The organism is Dickeya sp. NCPPB 3274, from assembly GCF_000406205.1.
In the GTDB taxonomy this organism is placed as follows: domain Bacteria; phylum Pseudomonadota; class Gammaproteobacteria; order Enterobacterales; family Enterobacteriaceae; genus Dickeya; species Dickeya fangzhongdai.
This window is the reverse complement of sequence record NZ_CM001979.1, coordinates 2,838,576-2,861,717: the sequence shown is the minus strand read 5'-3', so window position 1 is coordinate 2,861,717 and position 23,142 is coordinate 2,838,576. Positions and strand designations below refer to the sequence as shown.

Below are 23,142 nucleotides of genomic sequence, written 5' to 3'. Positions count from 1 at the left end.
GTGAGCCGCCAGCGGAAATGCCCGGTGGGCATCAACGTCGGCGGATAGGGCTATCAGCCGTTATGCGCCTCCTCACGCCATGCCGCCGCTGTTTCGTGCGTTGTGGGTTTGTCGCTGCGCAGCGCCCGACGGATGGCGAAGAACGCGGCGACCAGCATGGTGACGGCGACCAGCATGAAGAAACCGCACAGAACGGCGTTAATCTGGTTGCTGAACACGATGGTCGCCATATCCTGCATGTTTTTCGCCGGGGCGATCAGCGTGCCGGATTCGATGCCGGCGGAGAACCGTTTGGCCTGCGCCAGAAAACCGATACTGGGTTTTTCGTGGAAAATCTTCTGCCAGCCGGCGGTCATCGACGTGATGAACAGCCAGGCGGTAGGCAGCATCGTCACCCAGGCATAGCGCTGTTTCTTCATTTTAAACAGCACCACGGTGCCGAGGATCAGCGCCATGGACGCCAGCATCTGATTACCGATGCCGAACAGCGGCCACAGCGTGTTGATGCCGCCCAGCGGGTCGATCACGCCCTGATAGACGAAGAATCCCCAGCCGGCCACCGCCACGGTGGTCCCGGACATATTGCCCAGCCAGGAGTGGCTCTTGCCCATGTTCGGCACCACCAAACCAGCCAAATCCTGCACCATGAACCGGCAGGCGCGGGTACCGGCGTCCACGGCGGTAAGAATGAACAGCGCTTCGAACAGAATCGCAAAGTGGTACCAAAACGCCATCATCGCCCGGCTGTTGAAGATCTCCGTGATGATATGCGCCATGCCGACGGCAAAGGTCGGCGCGCCGCCGGCGCGGGACAGAATCGACGCTTCGCCCACGTCTTTGGCGATGTTGGTCAAATCATCCGGCGTGATGACGAAACCCCACCCGCTGATCACCTGCGCGGCGTTTTCCACGGTGGTGCCAATCAGCGCGGCCGGCGCGTTCATGGCGAAGTAGACGCCGGGGTCGATCACCGAGGCGCAGATCAGCGCCATGATCGCCACGAAAGATTCCATCAGCATGGCGCCGTAACCGATAAAACGGATATGGCTTTCACGCTCGACCAGCTTGGGCGTGGTGCCGCTGGATACCAGCGCATGGAAGCCGGAGATGGCGCCGCAGGCGATGGTGATGAACAGGAACGGGAACAGGCTGCCGGAGAACACCGGCCCGCTGCCGTCGATAAAGCGCGAAACCGCGGGCATTTTCAGCTCCGGCATCGCAAACACAATGCCAATCGCCAACCCGACGATCACGCCGATCTTCAGGAACGTGGAGAGATAGTCACGCGGCGCCAGCAGCAGCCACACCGGCAGTACCGACGCGATAAATCCGTAAATCACCAGCACCCAGGTCAGCGTCGTGCCTTTGAGGGTAAAAACCGGTCCCCAATAGGGATGCGCGGCGATGTCGCCGCCGTAGACAATCGCCATCATCATCAGCACAAAACCGATCAGCGACACTTCGGCAATCTTGCCCGGCCGCAGGAATCGCATATAGACGCCCATGAACAGCGCAATCGGGATGGTGGCGGCGATCGTGAACATCCCCCACGGGCTGTTGGCCAACGCTTTGACCACTACCAGCGCCAGCGCCGACAGGATGATGATCATGACGCCCAGCGCGCCCAGCATGGTGACTACCCCAGCGAAAGAGCCCAGTTCCTGACGCGCCATTTCGCCCAATGAGCGGCCGTCGCGCCGGGTGGAGATAAACAGCACCAGAAAATCCTGCACCGCGCCGGCCAGCATTACGCCAATCAAAATCCACAACGTCCCCGGCAGAAAGCCCATCTGTGCGGCCAGAATCGGCCCCACCAGCGGGCCGGCGCCGGCGATGGCGGCAAAATGGTGGCCGAACAACACCCATTTGTTGGTCGGGACATAATCCAGTCCGTCGTTGCGGCGCTCGGCGGGGGTCAGACGGCGGTCATCCAGTTCAAACACCCGGCGCGCAATAAACAGACTGTAGAAGCGGTACGCAATGCTGTAACAGGCGACAGCCGCAATCACCAGCCAGACGGCGTTCACATGCTCACCCCGGTTCAGGGCCAGCATGGCGAACGCCACGGCGCCCGCTATGGCTACGGCAATCCAGATCGATATGTTTTTAATGGTTTTCATCTCACTGACTCCTGACTGGTTGTCATTCCCGGCCGCCGGCGATTCCTGACGGCCTGTCAAGGCGTCGCCTTACGGCGAAACGGATAACGCGAGACATCATAAACACCGGGTCATCATCGACGCCGGGATATCGATAAACACAGTGATATCAATAAATACCGTGTATCAATAAATAACATAGTGCAGCAGTTAGCCGGCGTAGCCAGAACAAGATAAAAATGTGAACAAAGCTATATTTTTGTTATGAAAAAGGTTTTTCACCGGTTTTTGCAGCGGCAAGGGCCGTCGGCGCGCGGTGATGAAATGTGATGTCGGTACAGGCTGAAACCGGCTGTCAGGGTAAAAACGCGTAAGCGCGTGGGGATGATACGCCCGGCGAGAGCCGGGCGGGGGATATCAGGGCAGTTTGTTGCCGGCGGCACGGTAGATTTCGTACCACTCCTCGCGGCTGATGCGCAGTTCGGAAGCGGTGGCGATATCTTGCAGACGATGCGGATCCATACTACCGACAATCACCTGCATACTGGCCGGATGACGCAGGATCCAGGCCGCGGCGAGGGCGGTGGTGGACACGCCGTGCTGACCGGCGATGTGGCTCAAGACGGCGTTCAGTTGCGGAAACTTGTCGTTATCTACAAACACGCCGTCAAAAAAGCCGTACTGGAACGGCGACCACGCCTGAATCGTCATCCCCTGCAACCGGCTGTATTCCAGCACCATGCCGTCGTGGTGGAGTGACGGCGCATGGGTCATATTGACGTTGAGGCCGGCGTCGATCATCGGCGTGTGCATAATGCTGAGCTGCAACTGGTTGGCGAGCAGCGGCTGGCGCACCGCGGTTTTCAGCAATTCAACCTGCAACGGATGCTGGTTGCTCACGCCAAAGTGGCGCACCTTGCCGCTGGCTTCCAGTTCGTCAAACGCGGCGGCGACTTCGTCCGGCTCGCACAGCGTGTCCGGGCGGTGCAGCAGCAAGGCATCAAAGTAATCGGTATTCAGGCGTTTCAGGCTGCCTTCGACGGCGGCGATAATGTGCGCTTTAGAGAAATCAAAAAAGCCGGGGCGGATACCGCATTTGCTTTGTATCAGCAGTTGGTCGCGGGCGATGCCGGCCTGACGCACTGCGGCGGCGAACACCTCTTCGGAACGCCCGCCGCCGTAGATGTCGGCATGGTCAAAGAAATTGATCCCGGCGTCGAGCGCCGTCTGCAACAACGTCACCGCGTCCTGCTGCGTCTTGCCCGCCAGCCGCATGCAGCCCAGCGCAATGTTCGGGACCGACAGGGTACTTTTTCCCAGTGTGATACTTTTCATGTTCACATCTCCGTGATGTCGCTATGTCGTGTAGGGGAGAGGCGGCGGTCGATCCGACGATAAAAAAACGCCACCCGAATGGATGGCGTAGGACTGGCGCGAATCAGGCCGCCGGTTTGGCGATGATGCTGCGGGTTTCGAGCCGCACCTCGGTCAGCATCACCGTCAGGGTGTCGCTCTGACGGTAGACCGGTTCGCCTTTCACCGTGACGATGCCGGTGTCCTGACTGCACACCAGTTCGTCGCGCACCGCGTGAATGAACGATGCCGGAATAAAGGCGGTGGCGCCATTGTCCAGCAACCGCACGCGCAGACCACCGCGATTTACGTCGATAATCTCGGCGCTAAAACGGGCGTCGGTACCGGCTTTGCTTTTCAGGAAACGGGCGTACAGCCAGTCGCTGACGTCGCGTTCCGCCATCCGGTTGAGACGGCGGCGCTCAGCCAGTTGCAGCGTCACTTCATCCTGCGGTTTTTCCGCCGGAGTATGCGTGATGATCGCTTTCAGCAACCGGTGGTTGACCATATCGCCGTATTTACGGATCGGCGAGGTCCAGGTGGCGTAAGCCTCCAGGCCCAGACCGAAGTGCGGACCGGGCGCGGTGCTGATTTCCGCAAAGGTCTGGAAGCGGCGAATGCGGCTGTCGAGGAACTGGGTCGGCTGGGCGTCCAGCTCGCGGCGCAGAATGCAGAAACCGTCCAGCGTCAGCAACTGCTGGGCGTCGGCCTGAATACCGTTGCTTTCCAGTACCGCTACCGCCTGATCGATGCTGACCGGGTCGAAACCGTTGTGGACGTTGTAGATGCCAAAACCCAGCCCGTCGCGTAATACCTGCGCCGCGCAGACGTTGGCGGCGATCATCGCTTCTTCCACGATGCGGTTGGCGATACGGCGCGGTTCGGTGACGATATCCAGCACCTCGCCGTTTTCACCCAGCAGGAAACGGTAATCCGGACGGTCGCGGAAGACCAGCGCGTGGGTGGTACGCCAGGCGCTCCGGGCCTGACACACGCGGTGCAGCAGGCGGATCTGGCCGGCAATATTCTCGCTTTCCGGCTGCCAGTCGCCCTGTTGATCCAGCCAGTCGGACACCTCGTCGTACACCAGTTTGGCGCGCGATTCGATCCAGGCGGCAAAGAAGCGAATCTGGCTCAGCGCGCCGTCGGCGGCGATGGTCATGCGGCAGGCCAGCACCGGGCGGCGTTCGTTCGGGCGCAGCGAGCAGATGTCGTCCGACAGGTGACGCGGCAGCATCGGAATATTGAAGCCGGGCAGGTAGTTGGTGAACGCGCGCTGACGGGCGATGGCGTCCAGCTCGCTGTCGGCGCGCACGTAGGCGGTCGGATCGGCGATTGCCACGGTCATGTCCAGCGTGCCGTCGCCGTTGTCCTGCACATACAGCGCGTCATCCATATCTTCGGTGCTGGCGCTGTCGATGGTGACAAAGTCCAGCCCGGTCAGGTCTTCGCGTTCAAGTTGGCCGTCGTCGAGATCGGCCGCGTCCGCGTCCGGCGCGACGCGCTCCAGATTATGACGCGACAGCGTCACCCACCAAGGCGCCAGCGGGTCGTCGCCGTTGGTAATGTACTGCGTCAGATCGGCAAAAAAGCCACGGTCGCCTTTCAGCGGATGGCGGCGCATTTCCGCTACCGCCCAGTCGCCTTCCTTGAAATCCTGCTCAACCCCGCGCGCAGGGCGGCAGGGAATGGCGTCTTTCAGCAGCGGATGGTCCGGCACGATGGACAGACGGTCGTCTTTTTTCTGCACCCGACCGACAAAACGGGTCAGAAACGGTTCCACCAGCGTTTCCGGCTCGGCGATTTCACGTTCTTTCTCGGTATGCAGCGTGGCGATGATACGGTCGCCGTGCATCACTTTCTTCATGTACGGCGGCGGGATGAAATAGCTCTTCTGCGCGTCGGCTTCAAGAAAACCGAATCCTTTGTCGGTGGCTTTGACGATGCCTTCCGCTCGTGGCGTCTGAGAGTGGAGTTGCTGTTTAAGCTGCGCAAGCAGCGGATTGTCTTGAAACATAGCGTCCAGAATTGCGGTTAATAGTGGCTTTAGCGGCAGACAGTTTTACGCGAATCGGCCGCTGGCGGCAAGCGTTGCTGCACATGAATAGCCTGCGCAAGGCAGGCTTGTTCGAACTGAGTCTTGGGGTGTGCCGGTGGGTTACTCGCTGTCATTGGAAGGACGATATCTTCCGATAACAAACACTGAAGCCAGTCCGATTAAATCGAGGGTGATTAACGTACCGGCAAATACCATTTCACCCTTCCAGGCAAAAAGAGTGGCGATGAACAGGAGCGGATTCGACTTTTTCGGCAAGCGTTCGGGCTTCTTCATTTTCCCTATTATGCGTATCAGCGCTTTGCAATGCCTGATTCGATTCCTTTTTTTCTTCCGTATGCATTCATTGCTACTCTTAGGTCGTCACCTATAGCCTGAAAATCACTGGCCATTCTTTCCGCATCGTTTTTCTTGTCGATGTCTGCCAGATAGTTTGTCGCTGGCATCAGATCTAAAATGCTGCCGGCGGCGCGAAGATACCTGCGGGTTGCCTTCAACATGTTTTATCTCCTTGGGATCAACAATGATTAAACCCTTTATTTTCTAATCTTACTTGAGTATGGCGTGGTTGCAAATAACGACGAAACAATCCGTTGTCGTTGGTTGCGGGTCATCAGTTATGGATAGGGAGATGCATTAGCCGGGCGCGACAAGAACCCACCCGGCCCGTGCATCAGGCAATACGTTGCAGCGCTACGGCCTCACTGGGCGTAATGCGTACCGGCACCGATTTGGACGTTGGCGTGAAGGTGTCTTCGCCGTAGCTGGACAGCGGCACCAGCGGGTTGGTTTCCGGGTAGTAGGCCGCCAGATTGCCGCGTGGGATATCGTAGCTAACCAGCCGGAAACCGATGACCTTGCGCTCGACATGGTCATGCCACAGGGTTTCGATATCCACCCGGTCGCCGTCCTGCAACCCGAGCGCGGCAATATCCTCCGGGTGCATGAACAGCACGTCGCGCTGGCCGTACACGCCACGGTAACGGTCGTCCAGCCCATAAATGGTGGTGTTGTACTGGTCGTGGGAGCGCAAGGTTTGCAGCGTGAACGGCGCGGGCGCGTCGCCGGAAACGGGCACCACGCTGTCCGGCAGCGGCGCCGCGCCGAAACGTGCGTTGCCGGTGGCGGTGTTGAAACGATACGCCGCCGCCGCGTTGCCGAGCCAGAAGCCGCCCGGTTCGGCGCAGCGTTGATTGAAGTCGGCGAAACCCGGCAGGGTGGCGGCGATGTGATCGCGGATCAGGTTATAGTCGGCGGCCAGCGCCAGCCAGTCGAGCCGGTCATGGCCCAACACCGCGTGGGCGATGCCGGCGACGATGGCGGTTTCCGAGCGCTGCTGATCCGACAGCGGCGGGCTGATGCCTTCCGAGGCATGCACCATGCTGAACGAATCTTCGACGGTAACAAACTGCGGGCCGCCTGCCTGCATGTCCCGCTCGGTGCGGCCGAGCGTCGGCAAAATCAGCGTATCCTGCCGCGCGGTAATCAGGTGGCTGCGGTTGAGTTTGGTGCTGATGTGCACCGTCAGGCCGCAACGGCTTAGCGCCTGTGCGGTGCGGTCGGTATCCGGCGCGGCGGCGGCCAGGTTGCCGCCCAACGCGATCAGGACCCGGATCTCATCACGCAACATCGCTTCCAGCGCCTGTACGGTGTTGTGGCCGTGGCCGCGCGGAGGGGTAAAGCCGAAATGACGCGCCAGGCTGTCGAGCAGCGCGTCAGCGGGTTTTTCATCGATCCCCATCGTGCGGTTGCCCTGTACGTTGCTGTGACCACGTACCGGGCACAGGCCGGCGCCCGGCTTGCCGAGCTGGCCGAACAACAGTTGCAGGTTGACGATTTCCCGCACCGTCGCTACCGAGTGTCGGTGCTGGGTGATGCCCATCGCCCAGGTGCAGATCACCCGTTCAGACTGCTGATAAATGCCGGCGACGTAGCGGATCTGCGCTTCGCTCAGCCCGGACTGCTGTACGATTTTGTCCCATGAAGTAGCGTCGACCTGTTGCAGATACGCCGCCACGCCGTCGGTGTGCTGGTCGATAAAGGCCTGATCGAACAGTCCCGCTTCGCCTGCGGCCAGTCGCTGGCGATGGGTTTCCAGCAACGCTTTCACCATGCCGCGCACCGCCGCCATGTCGCCGCCCAGATGGGGTTGCAGATAGGTTTCGCTGATGGTGCCGGACAGCGGCGTCAGCAGTTCCAGCGGGTTCTGCGGGTTGGCGAAACGTTCCAGACCGCGCTCGCGCAAGGTGTTAAACGCCACGATATGCGCGCCGCGATCGGCGGCATGACGCAGGCTGTGCAGCATACGCGGGTGGTTGGTGCCGGGGTTCTGGCCGAACACGAAAATGGCGTCGGCGTGTTCGAAATCCTGTAGTCGCACCGTGCCCTTACCGACGCCGATGCTCTGTTTCAACCCGGTGCCGCTGGCTTCATGGCACATGTTGGAGCAGTCGGGGAAATTGTTGGTACCGACCATTCGGCCGAACAGCTGATACAGATAAGACGCTTCGTTACTGGCGCGGCCGGAGGTATAGAGTTCCATCTGGTCCGGGTGGTCCAGTTCGCGGATATGGCGGGCGATCAGCGCGAACGCGTCGTCCCAGTCGATCGGCACGTAGTGGTCGCTGTCACGGTCGTAGCGCAGCGGATGGGTCAGCCGGCCCTGATACTCAAGAAAATAGTCGCTCTGGCGGCGCAACGTGCTGACGCTGTGTTCGGCGAAGAAGTCTGGCCCGGCGGCTTTGCGGGTGGCTTCCCAACTGACCGCTTTGGCGCCGTTTTCACAGAAGCTAAAGGTGCTGCTGTTGTCGTCGCCCCAGGCACAGCCGGGGCAGTCGAATCCTTTGCTTTTATTGACTCGCATCAAATTGCGGATATTTTTCAGCGCCTGTTTACTGTCCAGGACAAAACGGGTGGTGGCTTCAAGAGAGCCCCAGCCGCCAGCAGCGGCGCGGTATGGCTTGATGGAGGATTTGAATTTCATGATTCGCTACGCAGGTGATGATGTTTTAAGTATGTAAAAAAATCTTTAAATCTTTGCTTGCTAACCAAGAGTGTAGGCGGCGGGCGGTATGGCGTCTAATCAAAGGGAGTGATAGTGGGATAGAGGCGGTTTATCGCGGCATAGACCCCTGATGCAGATTGCGCGGTGGTATACTGACCCGGCCCGCAATGTTGGAGAACCTGATGGATATCAAGCAACTTATCTACTTGTGCAATCTGGAAAAAGAGCGCCATTTTGGTCGTGCAGCCGAAGCCAGCTTCGTCAGCCAGCCGACGCTGTCGATGCGCTTGAAGAACCTGGAGCGGGAGCTGGGGCTGTCGCTCATCAATCGGGGCAACAATTTCGAGGGGTTTACCGCCGAAGGCGAGCGGGTATTGGCCTGGGCGCGGGAAATGGTGTCGGTGTATCAGGGGTTGCGGCTGGAAGTGGCGTCGCTCACGCGCGGCACCAGCGGGTTGCTGCGTATTGGCGCGGTGCCGCAATGCAGCATGGCGCTGCCCGAATTACTGGCGGCGGTCAGCCGTGCTTACCCGGAGATGGACTATCAGGTATCGCTGTTCAGCGCCGATAGGTTGCTGGAGACGCTGACCGCTCACACGGTGGATGTCGGGATCGGTTTTTTCGAGTTGACCACGCTGCGCGAGCTGCATTTTCAGGCGTCGTCACTGGCGGAGCAGGGCGCGTCGCTGCTGTATCATCCACGCCATTTCCCCGGGCTGCACGGCGACAGTCCGTTGACGCTGTCGGATCTCGCCAATGTTCCACTGTGTCTGGCTGAACCCAGCCGTTATTTCCGTCGCTATCTGGACAGCCAGTTCCGTGAAGCGGCAATAACGCCGCGAGTGCGGGTGGAGAGCGCGTCGGTGCTGCAATTGATTCAAAGCGTATTTGTCGGGCTGGGGTGCGGCATTGTGCCCAATGGCAGCTTGTTGCCGGTGATGACGCCGGAGCTGGCCTGGCGGCCGCTGGTGCTGACGCCGATGCCGCGTCATGGCGCGGTGGTGATCGCTGAAGCCGGGCGCGCTACTATGCTGGCTCAGCATTTCTTTGAGGCGGCGCAGCAGTGGTTGAAGGCGCATTGATGGTGATGTTGCCCGCTAAACGCTGGCGTGAGTCGTAACGGAAAAGCAGGGAAGGGAACAGGCGAAACGCGTAAAGACGGGAAACGCTGTGCCGGACGGGCTGCCCGGCACAGGACGACGAGATTAATCGCCCAGTTCCAGCTCGTTCATCGCGGCGATGTTGAAGCCGCCGTCAACGTGCAGAACTTCACCGGAGATACCGGCGGCCAGATCGGAGCACATGAAGGCCGCGGCGTTGCCCACGTCTTCAATGGTGACCACGCGACGGATCGGGGTGACCGCTTCGCAGTGAGACAGCATCTTTTTGAAGTTCTTGATGCCGGACGCCGCCAGCGTGCGGATCGGACCCGCGGAAACGGCATTGACGCGCACGCCCTCGCGGCCCATGGCGTTGGCCATGTAGCGCACGTTGGCTTCCAGCGACGCTTTCGCCAGGCCCATCACGTTGTAGTTCGGAATAGCGCGTTCGGCACCCAGGTAAGACAGGGTCATCAGCGCGGAATTCGGGTTCAGCATGCTGCGGCAGGCTTTGGCCATAGCGACAAAGCTGTAAGCGCTGATGTCGTGAGCGATGGCGAAACCTTCGCGGGTGACGGCGTTCACGTAGTCACCGTCCAACTGGTCGCCCGGCGCATAGGCGATGGAGTGCACGAAGCCGTCAAATTTCGGCCAGACTTTCGCCAGTTCGGCAAACAGTGCGTCAATGCTGGCATCTTCCGCAACATCACACGGTAAAACGATGCTCGAACCAAACTCTTTGGCAAACTCTTCCACACGCGACTTCAGCTTGTCGTTCTGGTAGGTGAACGCCAGTTCGGCGCCTTCGCGGTGCATCGCCTGGGCGATACCGTATGCAATGGAGCGGTTGCTGGCAACGCCCGTTACCAGAATGCGCTTACCGTTAAGAAAACCCATGGCAGTATCCTTTGTGATCATTGTTGCTGCGATCATCGTCAATAAAAATAATTATTTACCATGATCGGTGTGAATAAACCGGGCGATTCTAGCATGTGTGGCGTCTAAAGAGGTACTCCAACCACTTATCCTGCTGTCTCCGCCCGGCTAGTCAGACGTGGCTGCTGTCGCGGCGCCAGGCGTCGGCGCTTAGTGCTTCGCCAAAGTGACTGGTGATCAAACGTTTGGTCAGGTCATGCAGCGGCGAGGCCAGCACATCGGCGGTACTGCCGCGCTCCACCACTTCGCCGGCCTGCATCACCAGAATCTGGTCGCTGATGTGTTTCATCATGCCCAGATGCTGGGTGACATAAATATAGGAAATGCCGTGCTTTTCCTGCAGTTCCAGCATCAGGTTGATGATCTGCGAACGCACCGACATATCCAGCGACGCCAGCACTTCATCCGCCACGATCACTTTTGGCTGTAGGATCAACGCCCGCGCCAGCCCGATACGTTGTTTCTGACCGGGCGCCAGCGCGTGCGGGTAATAGGTAGCGTGATCGGCGCGCAGGCCGACCTGCCGCAGCGCCAGGTTAATGGCTTTTTCGCGCTCCTGCGGCGTCAGGTCGGTATTGAGCCGCAGCGGCAATTCCAGTAACTGACCGATGCGTTGACGCGGGTTGAGCGAGTTGGCCGAATCCTGAAAGATCATGCGAATACGCTGGCTACGGTAGTTATAGTCGCCGTATTGCAGCGGATGATCGTCGATCACCAGTTCGCCGGAGGTCGGCGGGATCACGCCGGTCAGCATTTTGGCCAGCGTAGATTTACCTGAGCCGTTTTCGCCGATGATCGCCAGCGTTTGCCGCTCCCGCAGCGTAAAACTCACCGATTTCACCGCTTCGACGTGCTGACGCCGGAACCAGCCGGTACGGTAGCGGAAGGTCTTGGTGAGGTTACGGGCTTCCAGCAGGGTTTCCACCATCAGGATTCCTCCATGTTGAGCGGGAAGTGGCAGGCGTACCAATGGGTTTTCACCGGGATGAGCGGCGGCGCCGTCATGCACTCTTTTTGTGAATAGGGGCAACGCGGCCCCAGCCGGCAACCCACCGGTAGGTGCGCCAGCGACGGGATCGCCCCCGGCAGCGCGTTAAGGCGGCTTTTGTGCGGCAGCGAACAGCCGAAGTCCGGCATGGCGCGGATCAGCGCCTGGGTGTAGGGATGATGCGGCGCGCTGATCAACTCATCGCTGACCGCGCTTTCCACCGTCTGACCGCAGTACAACACGTTGATGCGGTCCGCCCATTTGCTCATGGTCTGCAAATCATGACTGATCAGCAAAATGGTGGTGTTGTTGTTCTGATTGAGCCGGGCGAGCAGGCGGAAAATCTGCGCCTGCGTGGTGGCTTCCATCGCGTTGGTCGGTTCGTCGGCGATCAGCAATCTAGGCTGATTGGCGAGCGCGATGGCGATCATCACCTTCTGGCATTCCCCTTCGGTCAGTTCGTAGGGGAAGCTGCGCATGATGTCTTTGTGATCCTTGATGCCGACGCGGTGCAGCAGCTCGATGGCGCGGCGCTTGCGCCAGTTGAAACGCTGCCACCAGCGGCCTTTATAGGTCCAGCCGGGGATCGATTGAATCAACTGACGGCCGACGCGGGCGGAAGGATCCAGACAGGACTGCGGCTCCTGAAAGATCATCGACATGTTGTGCCGCACCAGTTTGCGTCGTTGATGGGGCGTGAGTTGCAGCATGTCCACGTCATCGAAACGAAAACGGTCGGCGGTGATGCGCCAGTTTTCCTTGTTGATGCCGCAGATAGCCTTGGCGATCAGGCTCTTGCCGGAACCGGATTCGCCCACCAGCCCGCGAATTTCTCCCTCGGTGAGGCTGATGCTGACGCGATCCACCGCTTTCACCGGGCCGTCCGGCGTGAGGAATTCAATGGTCAGATTACGAATTTCCAGTAATGCCATGGTGTTGTTCCGTCACTATTCGGTTTGAGCAAGCAGGGCGCGGCGAATGCCATCCCCCAGCAGGTTGACGATCAGCACGCTGAGCGTGATGGCCGCGCCGGGCAGCATCACCGTCCAGGGCGCGGCGTAGACCAGTTCCAGCGAATTACCCAGCAGCACACCCCATTCGGTGGTGGGTAACTGTGCGCCCAGATTGAGAAATCCGAGCGCGGCGATATCCAGAATGGCGATGGAAAGCGCGCGGGTCACTTCGCTGACCAGCAGCGGCAGGATATTGGGCAGCACCGCATACCAGATAATGTAGCGCGTGGAGGCGCCGTCCAGCCGGGCGGCGGTCACATACTCTTTTTCCAGTTCGTCATGCACCGCGGTATAAATCGTGCGCACCATGCGCGGCAGCAGCGCCATCCACACCGCCAGCATGGCGTGCGTTAACTGCGGGCCGATAAAGGCGATCACTATCATCGCCAGCAGCAGCGAAGGAATCGACAACAGCGGGTCGAGAATGTGGTTCAGCACCGCGGAACGCAGGCCGTGGGTCACCCCGGCCAGCAGGCCGATCAGAATGCCGGCCAGCATAGCGGCCAGCGTGACCAGCAATGCCGAACCAAAGGTCGGCGCCGTGCCGCTCAACAGTCGGCTCAGCAGGTCGCGCCCCAGATCGTCGGTGCCGAGAAAAAACGACACTTCGCCATAGCGCGACCAGGAAGGCGGCAGCAACTGGTAACCGAGAAACTGTTGATCCAGCGCGTAGGGCGCCAGCGTATCGCCGAACAGGCACAGCCCCAGCAGCAACAGAAACCCGTAGAAACCGACCATCGCCATCCGGTCCTGGCGGAACACGTTCCAGGTGTCGCGCCAGCGGCTGGGAAGCTCTTTCTCGCCGTAGATGTTATCGGAGTGCATACCATTCCTTATGTTTCAGCGGGTTTGTCATGGCGCCCCAGATATCGGACAGCACGTTGATGGTGATCACCAGCGCGCCGACCACCATCACCCCGGCGGAGATCGCCGCAAAGTCCTGCTGGCGGATGGCATTGACCAGCCAGCGGCCGATGCCCGGCCAGTTAAAGACCACTTCGGTGATCATCTCCAGCGTCAGCATGGTGGAGAATTGCAAGCCCAGTTGCGGAATGATCGGCGGCAGCGCATTGTGCAGCAGGTGGCGGCGGATCACGGTGGAGCGCGGCAGTCCGCGGATAACCGCCGCCTTGATGTAATTCTGGGTGCCGACGTCGGTGGTGCTGATGCGCATCAGTCGGATGACTTCGGTGGTGGGGCCGACCGACAGCACCAGCACCGGCAAAATCAGGTGTTGTATGGCGCTGGCGATCATCTCTTTCCGGTAGGGCGAATCGGACAGCCAGGCGTCGATCAGCGCGAAGCCGGTCACCTGCGGCACCGGGTAGAGCAGGTCGAAACGACCGGACACCGGCAGCCAACCCAGATGCAGCGAAAAGAACAACGTCATCAGCAACGCCAGCCAGAACACCGGCAGCGAAAAGCCCAGCAACGCCAGCGCGCTGATAATCCGATCGGCGGCCTTGTGCTGGAGTACGCCGGTGGTGATGCCAAGCGGAATCCCCACCAGCAGCGACAGCGAAAACGCCAGCAGACAGAGCTCGATGGTAGCGGGCAGCACATCGCGCAGCTGTTCGCTAATCGGCTGTCCGTTGGTGCTGGAGACGCCGAAATCCCCCTGCAACAGGCTGGCGAAATAAAAGCGGTAGGCGTCGAGCAGCGCCGCGCCGTTGAGCGGCGCATGCGGGGTGTAATACATCAGGCTGAAGCCGATCAGCGACAGCAGAAATAGCGTGACCAGCAACAACAACAGGCGACGAAGCGTAAAGATAATCACGGTTGTTCTCCCTGGATCGGCGCGCTGGAGGAGGGATCCACGGCGGAGCCATCCGGTTTTTCCTCATTCTTTTCCTCACTGCCGTCATCGCGGTAGACGCCGGCGAAAGAGGCGTTGCCGAACGGGCTGAGCACCAGTCCTTTCATGTCGTAACGATAGGCCTGCATCCGCAACGACGACGCCAGCGGCAGCACCGGCAACTGTTCGGCCAGAATATGGTGCGCCACCCGATAGTACTCCATGCGCCGGGATAGTTGCTGGGAAGAGAGCGCGTCCTGCAGCACCTGATCAAAACCGGGGTCGCACCAGTGGGCGTAATTGGTCTGGGAGCGGATGGCGGCGCAGCTCAGCAGCGGCCGGAATACACTGTCCGGGTCGTTGCTGTCGGTGGCCCAGCCCGCCAGCGTCAGGTCGTGGTTCATCTCCATCAGGCGCGCTTCCTGAAAACGCCCTTCCACCGGAATGATGGTCACCCGGATTCCCACCTGCGCCAGATCGGCCTGAATCAGTTCGGCGGTTTTCACCGGACTGGGGTTGTAGGACTGCGAGGCGCTCGGCACCCACAGTTGCAGTTGCAGGTTGGCGATCCCCAGTTCTTTCAACTGCTGGCGCGATTTCTCCGGATTGTATTCGGTGACCTGCGCTTCGTTATCGTAAGCCCAGGAGGCGCGCGGCAGGATCGAGGCGGCGGTTTCCGCGGTGCCGTAGTAGATCGACTGCATCAGGCGGTCGTTGTTGATCGCCAGCGCGATGGCGTGACGCACGCGGGAATCGTCCAGCGGCGGTTTACGCACGTTGAACGCCAGATAAGCGACGTTCATCCCCGGTCGCAGCGACAGCCGCAGGCGCGGGTCGTTGCGCAGAATGGTCAGCTGGCTGGCGGCCGGGTAGGCCAGCACGTCGCACTCGCCGGTCAACAGTTTGGACAGGCGGCCGGTGCCGCCGGAGCCGAGGTCGACCAGCACTTGTTCCATCCGCGGCAGACCGCGCCAGTAATCGTCGTTGCGTTTTAGCCGCACGTACTGCCCGTAACGGTACTCATCCAGCCGGTAAGGACCGGTGCCCACCGGCTGGCGGTCAAGCAGTTCACGCCGGTCCAGCCTGGTCAGCTGTTGGGCGTACTCCGCCGACAGGATGGGCGCATAGTGGGTAGCCAGATGCCACAGGAACGAGGCATCGGGGCTGTGCAGGCGGATCTCGATGCTGTAATCGCCCAGCTTGCGGATGCTCTGCACGTTGTCCGCCAGTTGCAGACTGTCGAAATAGGGGTAGTCGCCGCCGTTGACGTCGTGGAACGGGTGCTTTTTGTCCAGCATGCGCTGGAAGCTAAACAGCACGTCGTCGGCGTTCATCGTGCGGCTGGGGGTAAACCAACTGGTGCGCTGGAACGGTACATCGCGGCGCAGGGTGAAGCGGTAAGTGGAGCCATTGTCGGTGACGTCCCAGTGCTGCGCCAGTTCCGGCATCAGCCGGTAGGTGTACGGATCGACGCCCAGCAGACGGTCGTAGAGCTGGGCGGCCAGCGTGTCCACCATCAGCCCGCTGCGGGCCATCTGGGGGTTGAACGTGCTGAGCACGTCATTGACGCAATAAACAAAACCGCTGTGGCGGATGTCTTGCGCCGGCGTCGGAGCGGCGGGCGGCGTCTGTGCCAGAACCGGCAGCGCCAGCCAGGCCAGCGCCAGTGCGAGAGTGTGTTTTCCGGACATTCGGTGTTTTTTCAGGCAATCGGCAATATACAGAGTGTACCGCACTCTGCCATTCCACCCAATTTCTTACGTTTATCTGCCGGTTTTTTCAGCAAACTGATGAGGTTGTCAGCAGGATTCGACAGCTATTCGCACAGAGCGTCGTCGGAGTCTTGAATGAGATATGTTATGTTATAACATATCAATTATGATAATATGCGTGCCCGAGTAGCGGTTATCCCGTTTCGGGCCGTAGATCAATCTTTTCTGAGCAGGAGCACGTGTATGCAACCTTTACCCGTCACGGTATTGTCCGGCTTTCTTGGCGCCGGCAAGACCACGGTGCTGAATCATATTCTGAATAATCGCCAGGGGCGTCGGGTGGCGGTGATCGTCAATGACATGAGCGAAGTGAATATCGATGCCGATTTGGTCAGCCAGGAGGTGACGCTCGATCACCGCCAGGAAAAACTGGTGTCGATGAGCAACGGCTGCATTTGCTGCACCCTGCGGGAAGATTTGCTGGTGGCGGTGCGCGAACTGGCCCGCACCGGCCGTTACGATTATCTGCTGATCGAGTCCAGCGGCATTTCCGAACCGTTGCCGGTGGCGGAGACGTTTACCTTTGAAGACGAGCAGGGGCAGTGCCTGTCGGATTTCGCCCGGCTGGATACGATGGTGACGGTGGTGGATGGCGCCGGTTTCCTGTCGCAGTATCAGGCGGCGGAAAGTCTGCAATCGGTGGGGCAGAGCCTCGGCGAGGATGATATCCGCAGCGTGACCGACCTGCTGATAGAACAGATTGAATTCTGCGATGTACTGCTGGTGAGCAAAACCGATGAAATGACCGATAGCCAGCGTGATGAAGTGGTGGCGATTCTGCACACCCTGAATCCGTCGGCGCGTATTCTGCCGATCGCGCACGGTCAGGTGCCGCTGGACGAAGTGCTCAATACCGGGCGTTTCGATATGCAAACCGCGGCTATGGCGCCGGGCTGGTTGCAGGAGTTGCGCGGCACCCATACGCCGGAAACCGAACATTACGGCATCGGCAACTTTGTGTATCAGGCGCGGCGGCCGTTTCACCCGCAACGTTTCCATGACTTCCTGAGCAAGGATGAATGGGGGCCGGGCCGCCTGCTACGTTCCAAAGGGTTCTTTTGGCTGGCGACCCGCCCGTTTCAGGCCGGTTCCTGGCATCAGGCCGGGGGCATCTTGCGCTACGGACTGGCGGGCATGTTCTGGAAGGCGATTCCGCCGGAGCGCTGGCCGCAGGATGAAGAAACGCGGGCGGCTATCAGGAATAAGTGGCAGGAACCGTTTGGCGATATGCGTCAGGAGATGGTGTTTATCGGTCAACATCTGGATCAGGCGTGGATCACCGCGCAGTTGGATAGCTGTCTGCTAACGGATGATGAATTGCTGGACGGCGTAGACAGCTGGCTGGAATTAGACGATCCGTTTGAGGCGTGGTAACCGTCGCGCCGCCCAACGGTTTGACGCCGAGCCGACCGTCAACACCCGCGTTGGTCAACTGCTGGTTGCAGGTGGGGCCAAACACCGAAGACGTCACTTCCCGCCAATAGGCAAAGCGATCCTTCTGTTGCAGGTGGTGTGTAGAAAATAGCCTTTCCATGTCATTCACTGTCATTGATGGCATGTTTCTTCAACAAGCCGCGAAACTGGTGGTAGGTCACACCCAAAAGTTCGGCCGCCTTGCGCTGGTTAAAGCGAGCCTGGGCCAGCGCCTGCTGCACCAGTTGCCGTTCCTGATCGTGCTGCCAGCCGCGCAGGTCCAGCGGCAGCGTGGGGAGCGACGCCGATGCGGCGGCGGTTTCCTCTACGGGCATGAATGCCGCCAGCGGCTTGAACGGATTGAGGATGATGCGATCCACCGGATCGCGGCTGTCGCCGTGCCGGTACAGCGAGCGTTCCACCACATTTTTCAGCTCGCGGATGTTGCCCGGCCAGGCGTAATCCAGCAGCGTGCGCTCCGCCTGCGGGCTGAAACCCGGAAACAGCGGCAGCCCCAGTTCCCGGCACATCTGCACCGCGAAATGCTGCGCCAGCAGCATGATGTCCTGCTGGCGCTGGCGCAGCGGCGGCAGATGAACCACGTCGAACGCCAGCCGGTCCAGCAGGTCGGCGCGGAATTTCCCCTGTGCGGCCAGCGCGGGCAGGTCTTCGTTGGTGGCGCACACCAGCCGCACGTCCACCTGCAGCGACTGTCCGCCGCCCACGCGCTCCAGCACGCCGTATTCGATCACCCGCAACAGCTTTTCCTGCACCAGCATCGGCGCGGTGGCCAGTTCATCCAGAAACAGCGTACCGCCGTCGGCGCGCTCAAAACGGCCCAGATGGCGCTTTTGCGCGCCGGTAAAGGCGCCGGCTTCATGGCCGAACAGTTCGGAATCCAGCAGGTTTTCGTTCAGCGCCGCGCAGTTGAGCGAAATGAACGGCCCCTGCCAGCGAGGCGACAGGTAATGCAGGCGGCTGGCGATCAGCTCCTTACCGGTTCCCCGTTCGCCAATCACCAGCACCGGTTTGCTGAGCTGCGCCAGTTGCGACACCTGCTCCAGCACTTCCAGAAAACTGTTGGCCTCGCCCAGTAACGACTCTTGCTCATGCGCCATGACATCACCTTGTATTTTTCACCACTTGTTGGTTAATTTGACCATAGCAAAGATAGCGCACGCTGTATACGCTGGTCGTTAATGCGTTATTTATCAATGAATTATTCGATAAGAAAAAGTTGGCACGGCATTTGATTATGTCAGTGTGTCATCAGGCAACGGCTGATGGAGATAACGAACCGGGCGTCGCAGACGCCGGAAATCACTGAGGAGTAGAGTATGGGTATTTTTTCCCGTTTTGCCGACATCGTGAACGCCAATATCAATGCCTTGCTGGATAAGGCCGAGGACCCGCAGAAGCTGGTGCGGCTGATGATTCAGGAAATGGAAGATACGCTGGTTGAAGTGCGTTCCACCTCCGCCCGGGCGCTGGCGGAAAAGAAACAGCTGGCCCGCCGCATCGAGCAGGCTCGTGGTCAGCAGGACGAGTGGCAGGAAAAAGCGGAACTGGCGCTGCGCCGCGAGCGTGAGGAACTGGCGCGCGCCGCGCTGGTGGAAAAACAGAAGCTAACGGAACTGGTGTCGGTGCTGGAGCAGGAAGCGGCGGCAGTGGACGAAACGCTGGAACGCCTGAAACGGGAAATCGGCGAGCTAGAGAATAAGCTGACCGAAACCCGCGCCCGCCAGCAGGCGCTGACGCTGCGCCATCAGGCCGCCAGCTCATCCCGCGATATTCGCCGCCAGCTCGATAGCGGTAAACTGGATGAAGCGATGGCTCGCTTTGAGCAGTTCGAACGCCGTATCGATACGCTGGAAGCCGAAGCGGAAAGCGTGGGGCTGGGCAAACAGAAATCGCTGGATCAGCAGTTTGCCGATTTGAAGGCCAGCGATGAGATCGATGCGCAACTGGCGGCGCTGAAAGCCAAAGTAAAACCGGCGGAGTAATCGCCACCGGCTGCCGCTGCGGCGGCAGCCTTGCCGCATTACCATAATAATTAAGGAGAAAAAATGGGTGCTCTGGTAATGACAATGATTCCGCTGACGGTGTTTCTGCTGTTTGTGGCGCCGCTGTGGCTGTGGCTGCACTACAGCCAGCGCCGCAACCGTGCGCCGCAATGGGATCCGGCTGAACAGCAGCGGCTGGCCCGATTAACGGAAGACGCACAGCGTATGCGCGAGCGGATTGACGCGCTGGAACAGATTCTGGATGCGGAGCATCCCAACTGGAGGCAATCCTGATGAACACCCGTTTTGAGCGAAAACTTTATCGTTTGCCGGAAGAGGGAATGATCAAAGGCGTGTGCGCCGGGCTGGCGCGTTATTTTGATGTGCCGGTAAAGCTGGTGCGCCTTATCGCCGTGCTGTCGATTTTCTTCGGACTGTTTCTGATTACCGTGGTGGCCTACATTATTCTCAGCTTCGTGCTGGACCCGGCGCCGCCGGAGGTATACCAGCCCGCCGACGCCGGCGTTTCGCCGAATGCGCTGCTGGACCAGGCGGATGCGATACTGAGCGCCAGCGAGCAGCGGTTGCGTAACATTGAACGCTATATCACATCGGACACGTACGGCCTGCGCAGTAAGTTCCGTCAGCTATAATCACCACGCCGGCTGACGGCTGGCCTGATCTCTTCTGCGGGGTTCGGCACCCATCGAATCCCGTACATCATGTTGTTGTTTTTCGTTTTTTTTGTTCGGCGGTCGCACCATAATGCGGTTATCGTCTGGCAGGACAATAAACAGGAGCGTCATGGCTTATTCCCTTCCTTTCAACCGGTTACAGAACGAATTCAACGCGCTGGTCAATCGCAGCGCCGACCGCCATCTGCGGCTGGCGGTCACCGGCCTGAGCCGCAGCGGCAAAACGGCGTTTATTACGTCGCTGGTCAATCAATTGCTCAACGCTCAGCACGGCGCGCGGCTGCCGCTGTTTTCGGTAGCGCGCGAAAACCGGCTGCTGGGCGCCAGGCGTATTCCACAGCGGGATCTGGGCATTCCCCGCTTTGCGTATGACGAAGGCATGGCGTCGTTGTACGGCGTGCCGCCCGCCTGGCCGACGCCGACCCGCGGCGTCAGCGAAATCAGGCTGGCGTTGCGTTACCGTTCCCGCGACAGCCTGCTGCGTCACTTCCGCGATACCGCCACGCTCTATCTGGAAATCGTCGATTATCCCGGCGAATGGCTGCTGGATCTGCCGCTGCTGGAGCAGAGTTACGCCGACTGGTCGCGCCAGATGGCTACGATGTTGCAGGGCGACCGGCTCGGTTGGGCGCAACCCTGGCTGGCGATGTGCGAAGGACTTGACCCGCTGGCGCCGGCGGATGAAAACCGGCTGGCGGCGATCGCCCAGGCATACACCGACTACCTGCTGCGTTGCAAACAGGAAGGTCTGCATTTCATTCAACCGGGGCGCTTTGTGCTGCCGGGCGATCTGGCCGGCGCGCCGGTATTGCAGTTCTTTCCCTGGCCGTGGCCTGACGACCGGCTGGACGCCGCGCTGGCGCAGGCCGGCGATCACACCCTGATCGGTATGCTGCGTCAGCGGTTTGATTACTATTGCCAGCATGTGGTGCGCGAGTTCTACCGCCAGCACTTTGTGCGCTTCGACCGGCAAATCGTGCTGGTGGACTGCCTGCAACCGCTCAACCACGGTGTACAGTCGTTTAACGATATGCGACTGGCGCTGACCCAACTGATGCAAAGTTTTCACTACGGCAAGCGCACGTTATTGCGTCGGCTGTTTTCGCCCTGCATCGACCGGCTGATGTTCGCCGCCAGCCAGTCCGACCATATCACCGCCGATCAGCACGCCAATCTGGTGTCGTTGTTACAGCAACTGGTGCAGGAAGCCTGGCGTAATGCGGCGTTCGAGGGGATTGAGATCGACTGTGCGGGGATTGCCTCGGTACAGGCGACGCAAAGCGGCGTGGTGTCGCATCAGGGGCAGTCGTTGCCGGCTTTGCGCGGCAACCGGCTGGCGGACGGCGAGCCGGTCACCGTGTATCCCGGCGATGTACCGTCGCGGCTGCCGGATCCGTCCTTCTGGCGCGAACAGGGATTCCACTTTGAACCGTTTCGTCCGCTGGAAATGCAAACGGACGCGCCGTTGCCGCATATCCGCCTGGATACGGTGATGGAGTTTTTACTGGGAGACAAATTGCGATGAATGAACCGTTGAAACCCCGCATCACCTTCGACAATACCCCGGTGGAGCCAGCCGCCGCGCCGCTGCGGCCGTCGGTCGCCTTTGCCGACGGCGAGGCGCAACGTTTTATTCCGGCGGCAACGGCCGACGACGATGAGCCGGATGACGGCGAGAGCGCCGAGCAGGTGGTCAGCGACGCGTTGCGCCCGCGCCGGAGCCTGTGGCGGAGGATGCTGGGGCTGGGCGTGGCGCTGTTCGGCCTTAGCGCGCTGGCGCAGGGCGGGCGTTCGCTGTATCAGGCCTGGATCGGCCAGGACTGGATTGCGCTCGGCGGCGTGGCGGCGGGCACCCTGATTGTCGGCGCCGGCGTCGGGGCGCTGGCGGTCGAGTGGCGCCGGTTTTATCGGTTGCGCCAGCGGGCGGAAACACGCGATCGGGCGCGGGACTTGCTCAACAGTCACGGCACGGGCAGCGCCCGCGCCTTCTGTGAGAATCTGGCCCGTCAGGCCGGGCTGGATGTCGGACATCCGGCGCTGCAACGCTGGCAGGCGTCGCTGCACGATACTCACAACGATCGTGAAGTTACCGAGTTGTATGCTCATTTGGTGCAACCGGTGCTGGACGCCCGGGCGCGCCGCGAGATCAGCCGCTCCGCCGCCGAGTCGGCGCTGATGATTGCCGTCAGCCCGCTGGCGCTGGTGGACATGGCGTTCATCGCCTGGCGCAATCTGCGGCTGGTCAATCGCATTGCGCGGTTGTACGGCATCGAGCTGGGCTATTTCAGCCGTATTCGCCTGTTCCGGCTGGTGTTGCTGAATGTAGCGTTTGCCGGCGCCAGCGAGCTGGTGCGGGAAATCGGGATGGACTGGATGTCTCAGGATTTGGCGGCGCGGCTGTCGGCGCGCGCGGCGCAAGGGCTGGGCGCTGGTCTACTGACCGCGCGGCTGGGTATTCGCGCGATGGAGCTGTGTCGACCGCTACCGTGGCTGGATGACAAACCCCGGCTGGGGGATTTCCGGCGTGAGCTGATTGGCCGGATTCGGGTGAAAACGCCGTCATCGTCCGGGGAGTAATGCCCGGCGTATGGCATAAAAGCACCTCCACAGGTTGTGCGTTATGTAACCAGTCATATCGCCCATCGTTCGCCATCACGCTGCGGATGGCGATAACATCTGGATAACATTCATAAAGCCCCGATTCAGGGTATTGCCGCCCGGTTGCACTTTCATATCCTGCAAATAATGTTATCGACAAACAATAACAAATGATAATTATTGCCGCTATGGTTTGCCAGAACGTTGACCAACGACAACCGACCATCAATCAGGGGCAATACCATGGACTCTACTTTCAGTGCGCGCAACGCGTCGGCGGTTTATGCCGTCAATCATCCTCTTCCTCTTCATTCGCT

21 protein-coding genes are annotated in these 23,142 nt (G+C 60.2%); 7 read left to right on the top strand and 14 right to left on the bottom strand.

The features are described 5' to 3' along the window. Positions 1-53: 53 nt before the first annotated feature. The 6 genes from DXX3274_RS12930 to DXX3274_RS12910 form a co-directional block, all read right to left on the bottom strand. Complete coding sequence (locus tag DXX3274_RS12930) at positions 54-2,120, bottom strand: carbon starvation CstA family protein (RefSeq protein ID WP_042860106.1); 2,067 nt, start codon at positions 2,118-2,120, stop codon at positions 54-56. Between the two features lie 396 nt (positions 2,121-2,516). After that, the gene (locus DXX3274_RS12925) at positions 2,517-3,434 is read right to left on the bottom strand and encodes an aldo/keto reductase family oxidoreductase (RefSeq protein WP_042860105.1); all 918 of its coding nucleotides are present in this window, start codon (positions 3,432-3,434) and stop codon (positions 2,517-2,519) included. A gap of 103 nt (positions 3,435-3,537) precedes the next feature. After that, complete coding sequence (locus DXX3274_RS12920; protein ID WP_042860104.1) at positions 3,538-5,469, bottom strand: exoribonuclease II; 1,932 nt, start codon at positions 5,467-5,469, stop codon at positions 3,538-3,540. Positions 5,470-5,610: 141 nt separating this feature from the next. Beyond that, positions 5,611-5,784 (bottom strand): hypothetical protein, encoded by a 174-nt coding sequence (locus DXX3274_RS23780; RefSeq protein ID WP_238556041.1) that lies wholly within the window; start codon positions 5,782-5,784, stop codon positions 5,611-5,613. A gap of 17 nt (positions 5,785-5,801) precedes the next feature. Beyond that, positions 5,802-6,008, bottom strand: a complete 207-nt coding sequence (locus DXX3274_RS12915) for a hypothetical protein (RefSeq protein WP_042860102.1) — start codon at positions 6,006-6,008, stop codon at positions 5,802-5,804. A gap of 173 nt (positions 6,009-6,181) precedes the next feature. Then, entirely contained in the window at positions 6,182-8,491 is a 2,310-nt protein-coding gene (locus tag DXX3274_RS12910) for an FdhF/YdeP family oxidoreductase (protein ID WP_042860101.1), read from the bottom strand. A gap of 203 nt (positions 8,492-8,694) precedes the next feature. On the opposite strand from DXX3274_RS12910, the gene DXX3274_RS12905 reads away from it, so the two are divergent. Continuing rightward, a complete protein-coding gene (locus tag DXX3274_RS12905) occupies positions 8,695-9,594 on the top strand; it encodes a LysR family transcriptional regulator (protein WP_042862106.1) in 900 nt (299 codons plus the stop codon). A gap of 123 nt (positions 9,595-9,717) precedes the next feature. On the opposite strand, the gene fabI is transcribed toward DXX3274_RS12905, so the two are convergent. The 6 genes from fabI to sapA all read right to left on the bottom strand — a co-directional run bounded on the left by fabI (position 9,718) and on the right by sapA (position 16,035). Further along, positions 9,718-10,509: an enoyl-ACP reductase FabI gene (gene fabI / locus DXX3274_RS12900; RefSeq protein ID WP_042860100.1), complete on the bottom strand. Its 792-nt coding sequence runs from the start codon at positions 10,507-10,509 to the stop codon at positions 9,718-9,720. Positions 10,510-10,660: 151 nt separating this feature from the next. Further along, entirely contained in the window at positions 10,661-11,476 is an 816-nt protein-coding gene (gene sapF / locus DXX3274_RS12895) for a putrescine export ABC transporter ATP-binding protein SapF (RefSeq protein WP_038668299.1), read from the bottom strand. Beyond that, positions 11,476-12,468 carry a putrescine export ABC transporter ATP-binding protein SapD gene (gene sapD, locus DXX3274_RS12890; RefSeq protein WP_042860099.1) on the bottom strand — a complete coding sequence of 331 codons (993 nt, stop codon included), beginning with the start codon at positions 12,466-12,468 and terminating at the stop codon, positions 11,476-11,478. Before sapD ends, sapF begins: the two co-directional genes overlap by 1 nt. A gap of 15 nt (positions 12,469-12,483) precedes the next feature. Next, positions 12,484-13,374 (bottom strand): putrescine export ABC transporter permease SapC, encoded by an 891-nt coding sequence (gene sapC, locus DXX3274_RS12885; RefSeq protein WP_042860098.1) that lies wholly within the window; start codon positions 13,372-13,374, stop codon positions 12,484-12,486. Beyond that, the gene (gene sapB / locus DXX3274_RS12880) at positions 13,361-14,326 is read right to left on the bottom strand and encodes a putrescine export ABC transporter permease SapB (RefSeq protein WP_042860096.1); all 966 of its coding nucleotides are present in this window, start codon (positions 14,324-14,326) and stop codon (positions 13,361-13,363) included. Before sapB ends, sapC begins: the two co-directional genes overlap by 14 nt. After that, complete coding sequence (gene sapA / locus DXX3274_RS12875; RefSeq protein ID WP_042860095.1) at positions 14,323-16,035, bottom strand: ABC transporter substrate-binding protein SapA; 1,713 nt, start codon at positions 16,033-16,035, stop codon at positions 14,323-14,325. The genes sapB and sapA overlap by 4 nt, the downstream gene beginning before the upstream one ends. Before the next feature lie 264 nt (positions 16,036-16,299). On the opposite strand from sapA, the gene zigA reads away from it, so the two are divergent. Next, positions 16,300-17,490, top strand: a complete 1,191-nt coding sequence (zigA, locus tag DXX3274_RS12870) for a zinc metallochaperone GTPase ZigA (RefSeq protein WP_042860094.1) — start codon at positions 16,300-16,302, stop codon at positions 17,488-17,490. A gap of 161 nt (positions 17,491-17,651) precedes the next feature. Here the strand turns inward: zigA and pspF are convergent, their stop codons facing one another. Further along, positions 17,652-18,647, bottom strand: coding sequence for a phage shock protein operon transcriptional activator (pspF, locus tag DXX3274_RS12865; RefSeq protein WP_042860093.1), 996 nt, complete (start codon positions 18,645-18,647; stop codon positions 17,652-17,654). Between the two features lie 219 nt (positions 18,648-18,866). Between pspF and pspA the strand changes: the two genes are divergently transcribed. The 3 genes from pspA (at position 18,867) to pspC (ending at position 20,185) form a co-directional block, all read left to right on the top strand. Then, a complete protein-coding gene (gene pspA, locus DXX3274_RS12860) occupies positions 18,867-19,532 on the top strand; it encodes a phage shock protein PspA (protein ID WP_042860092.1) in 666 nt (221 codons plus the stop codon). 63 nt (positions 19,533-19,595) lie between these two features. Continuing rightward, positions 19,596-19,826, top strand: coding sequence for an envelope stress response membrane protein PspB (gene pspB / locus DXX3274_RS12855; protein WP_042860091.1), 231 nt, complete (start codon positions 19,596-19,598; stop codon positions 19,824-19,826). After that, entirely contained in the window at positions 19,826-20,185 is a 360-nt protein-coding gene (gene pspC / locus DXX3274_RS12850; protein ID WP_042860090.1) for an envelope stress response membrane protein PspC, read from the top strand. The genes pspB and pspC overlap by 1 nt, the downstream gene beginning before the upstream one ends. On the opposite strand, the gene DXX3274_RS24000 is transcribed toward pspC, so the two are convergent. Beyond that, a complete protein-coding gene (locus DXX3274_RS24000) occupies positions 20,186-20,338 on the bottom strand; it encodes a hypothetical protein (RefSeq protein WP_193747030.1) in 153 nt (50 codons plus the stop codon). Between DXX3274_RS24000 and DXX3274_RS12845 the strand changes: the two genes are divergently transcribed. Both DXX3274_RS12845 and DXX3274_RS12840 read left to right on the top strand, forming a co-directional pair. Further along, entirely contained in the window at positions 20,337-21,752 is a 1,416-nt protein-coding gene (locus tag DXX3274_RS12845; protein WP_042860089.1) for a YcjX family protein, read from the top strand. The genes DXX3274_RS24000 and DXX3274_RS12845 overlap by 2 nt on opposite strands. Further along, positions 21,749-22,804 carry a YcjF family protein gene (locus DXX3274_RS12840; protein ID WP_042860088.1) on the top strand — a complete coding sequence of 352 codons (1,056 nt, stop codon included), beginning with the start codon at positions 21,749-21,751 and terminating at the stop codon, positions 22,802-22,804. The genes DXX3274_RS12845 and DXX3274_RS12840 overlap by 4 nt, the downstream gene beginning before the upstream one ends. Positions 22,805-23,142 lie beyond the last annotated feature (338 nt).

Coding starts and splice junctions, on each gene's coding strand:
- DXX3274_RS23780 (WP_238556041.1), bottom strand. CDS start 5,784: ATGAAGAAGCCCGAACGCTTGCCGAAAAAGTCGAATCCGCTCCTGTTC.
- sapD (WP_042860099.1), bottom strand. CDS start 12,468: ATGGCATTACTGGAAATTCGTAATCTGACCATTGAATTCCTCACGCCG.
- DXX3274_RS12840 (WP_042860088.1), top strand. CDS start 21,749: ATGAATGAACCGTTGAAACCCCGCATCACCTTCGACAATACCCCGGTG.
- pspA (WP_042860092.1), top strand. CDS start 18,867: ATGGGTATTTTTTCCCGTTTTGCCGACATCGTGAACGCCAATATCAAT.
- DXX3274_RS12915 (WP_042860102.1), bottom strand. CDS start 6,008: ATGTTGAAGGCAACCCGCAGGTATCTTCGCGCCGCCGGCAGCATTTTA.
- sapC (WP_042860098.1), bottom strand. CDS start 13,374: ATGCACTCCGATAACATCTACGGCGAGAAAGAGCTTCCCAGCCGCTGG.
- pspF (WP_042860093.1), bottom strand. CDS start 18,647: ATGGCGCATGAGCAAGAGTCGTTACTGGGCGAGGCCAACAGTTTTCTG.
- sapF (WP_038668299.1), bottom strand. CDS start 11,476: ATGGTGGAAACCCTGCTGGAAGCCCGTAACCTCACCAAGACCTTCCGC.
- pspB (WP_042860091.1), top strand. CDS start 19,596: ATGGGTGCTCTGGTAATGACAATGATTCCGCTGACGGTGTTTCTGCTG.
- DXX3274_RS12910 (WP_042860101.1), bottom strand. CDS start 8,491: ATGAAATTCAAATCCTCCATCAAGCCATACCGCGCCGCTGCTGGCGGC.
- DXX3274_RS12905 (WP_042862106.1), top strand. CDS start 8,695: ATGGATATCAAGCAACTTATCTACTTGTGCAATCTGGAAAAAGAGCGC.
- DXX3274_RS12920 (WP_042860104.1), bottom strand. CDS start 5,469: ATGTTTCAAGACAATCCGCTGCTTGCGCAGCTTAAACAGCAACTCCAC.
- DXX3274_RS24000 (WP_193747030.1), bottom strand. CDS start 20,338: ATGACGCTCCTGTTTATTGTCCTGCCAGACGATAACCGCATTATGGTG.
- zigA (WP_042860094.1), top strand. CDS start 16,300: ATGCAACCTTTACCCGTCACGGTATTGTCCGGCTTTCTTGGCGCCGGC.
- fabI (WP_042860100.1), bottom strand. CDS start 10,509: ATGGGTTTTCTTAACGGTAAGCGCATTCTGGTAACGGGCGTTGCCAGC.
- DXX3274_RS12930 (WP_042860106.1), bottom strand. CDS start 2,120: ATGAAAACCATTAAAAACATATCGATCTGGATTGCCGTAGCCATAGCG.
- pspC (WP_042860090.1), top strand. CDS start 19,826: ATGAACACCCGTTTTGAGCGAAAACTTTATCGTTTGCCGGAAGAGGGA.
- DXX3274_RS12925 (WP_042860105.1), bottom strand. CDS start 3,434: ATGAAAAGTATCACACTGGGAAAAAGTACCCTGTCGGTCCCGAACATT.
- sapA (WP_042860095.1), bottom strand. CDS start 16,035: ATGTCCGGAAAACACACTCTCGCACTGGCGCTGGCCTGGCTGGCGCTG.
- DXX3274_RS12845 (WP_042860089.1), top strand. CDS start 20,337: ATGGCTTATTCCCTTCCTTTCAACCGGTTACAGAACGAATTCAACGCG.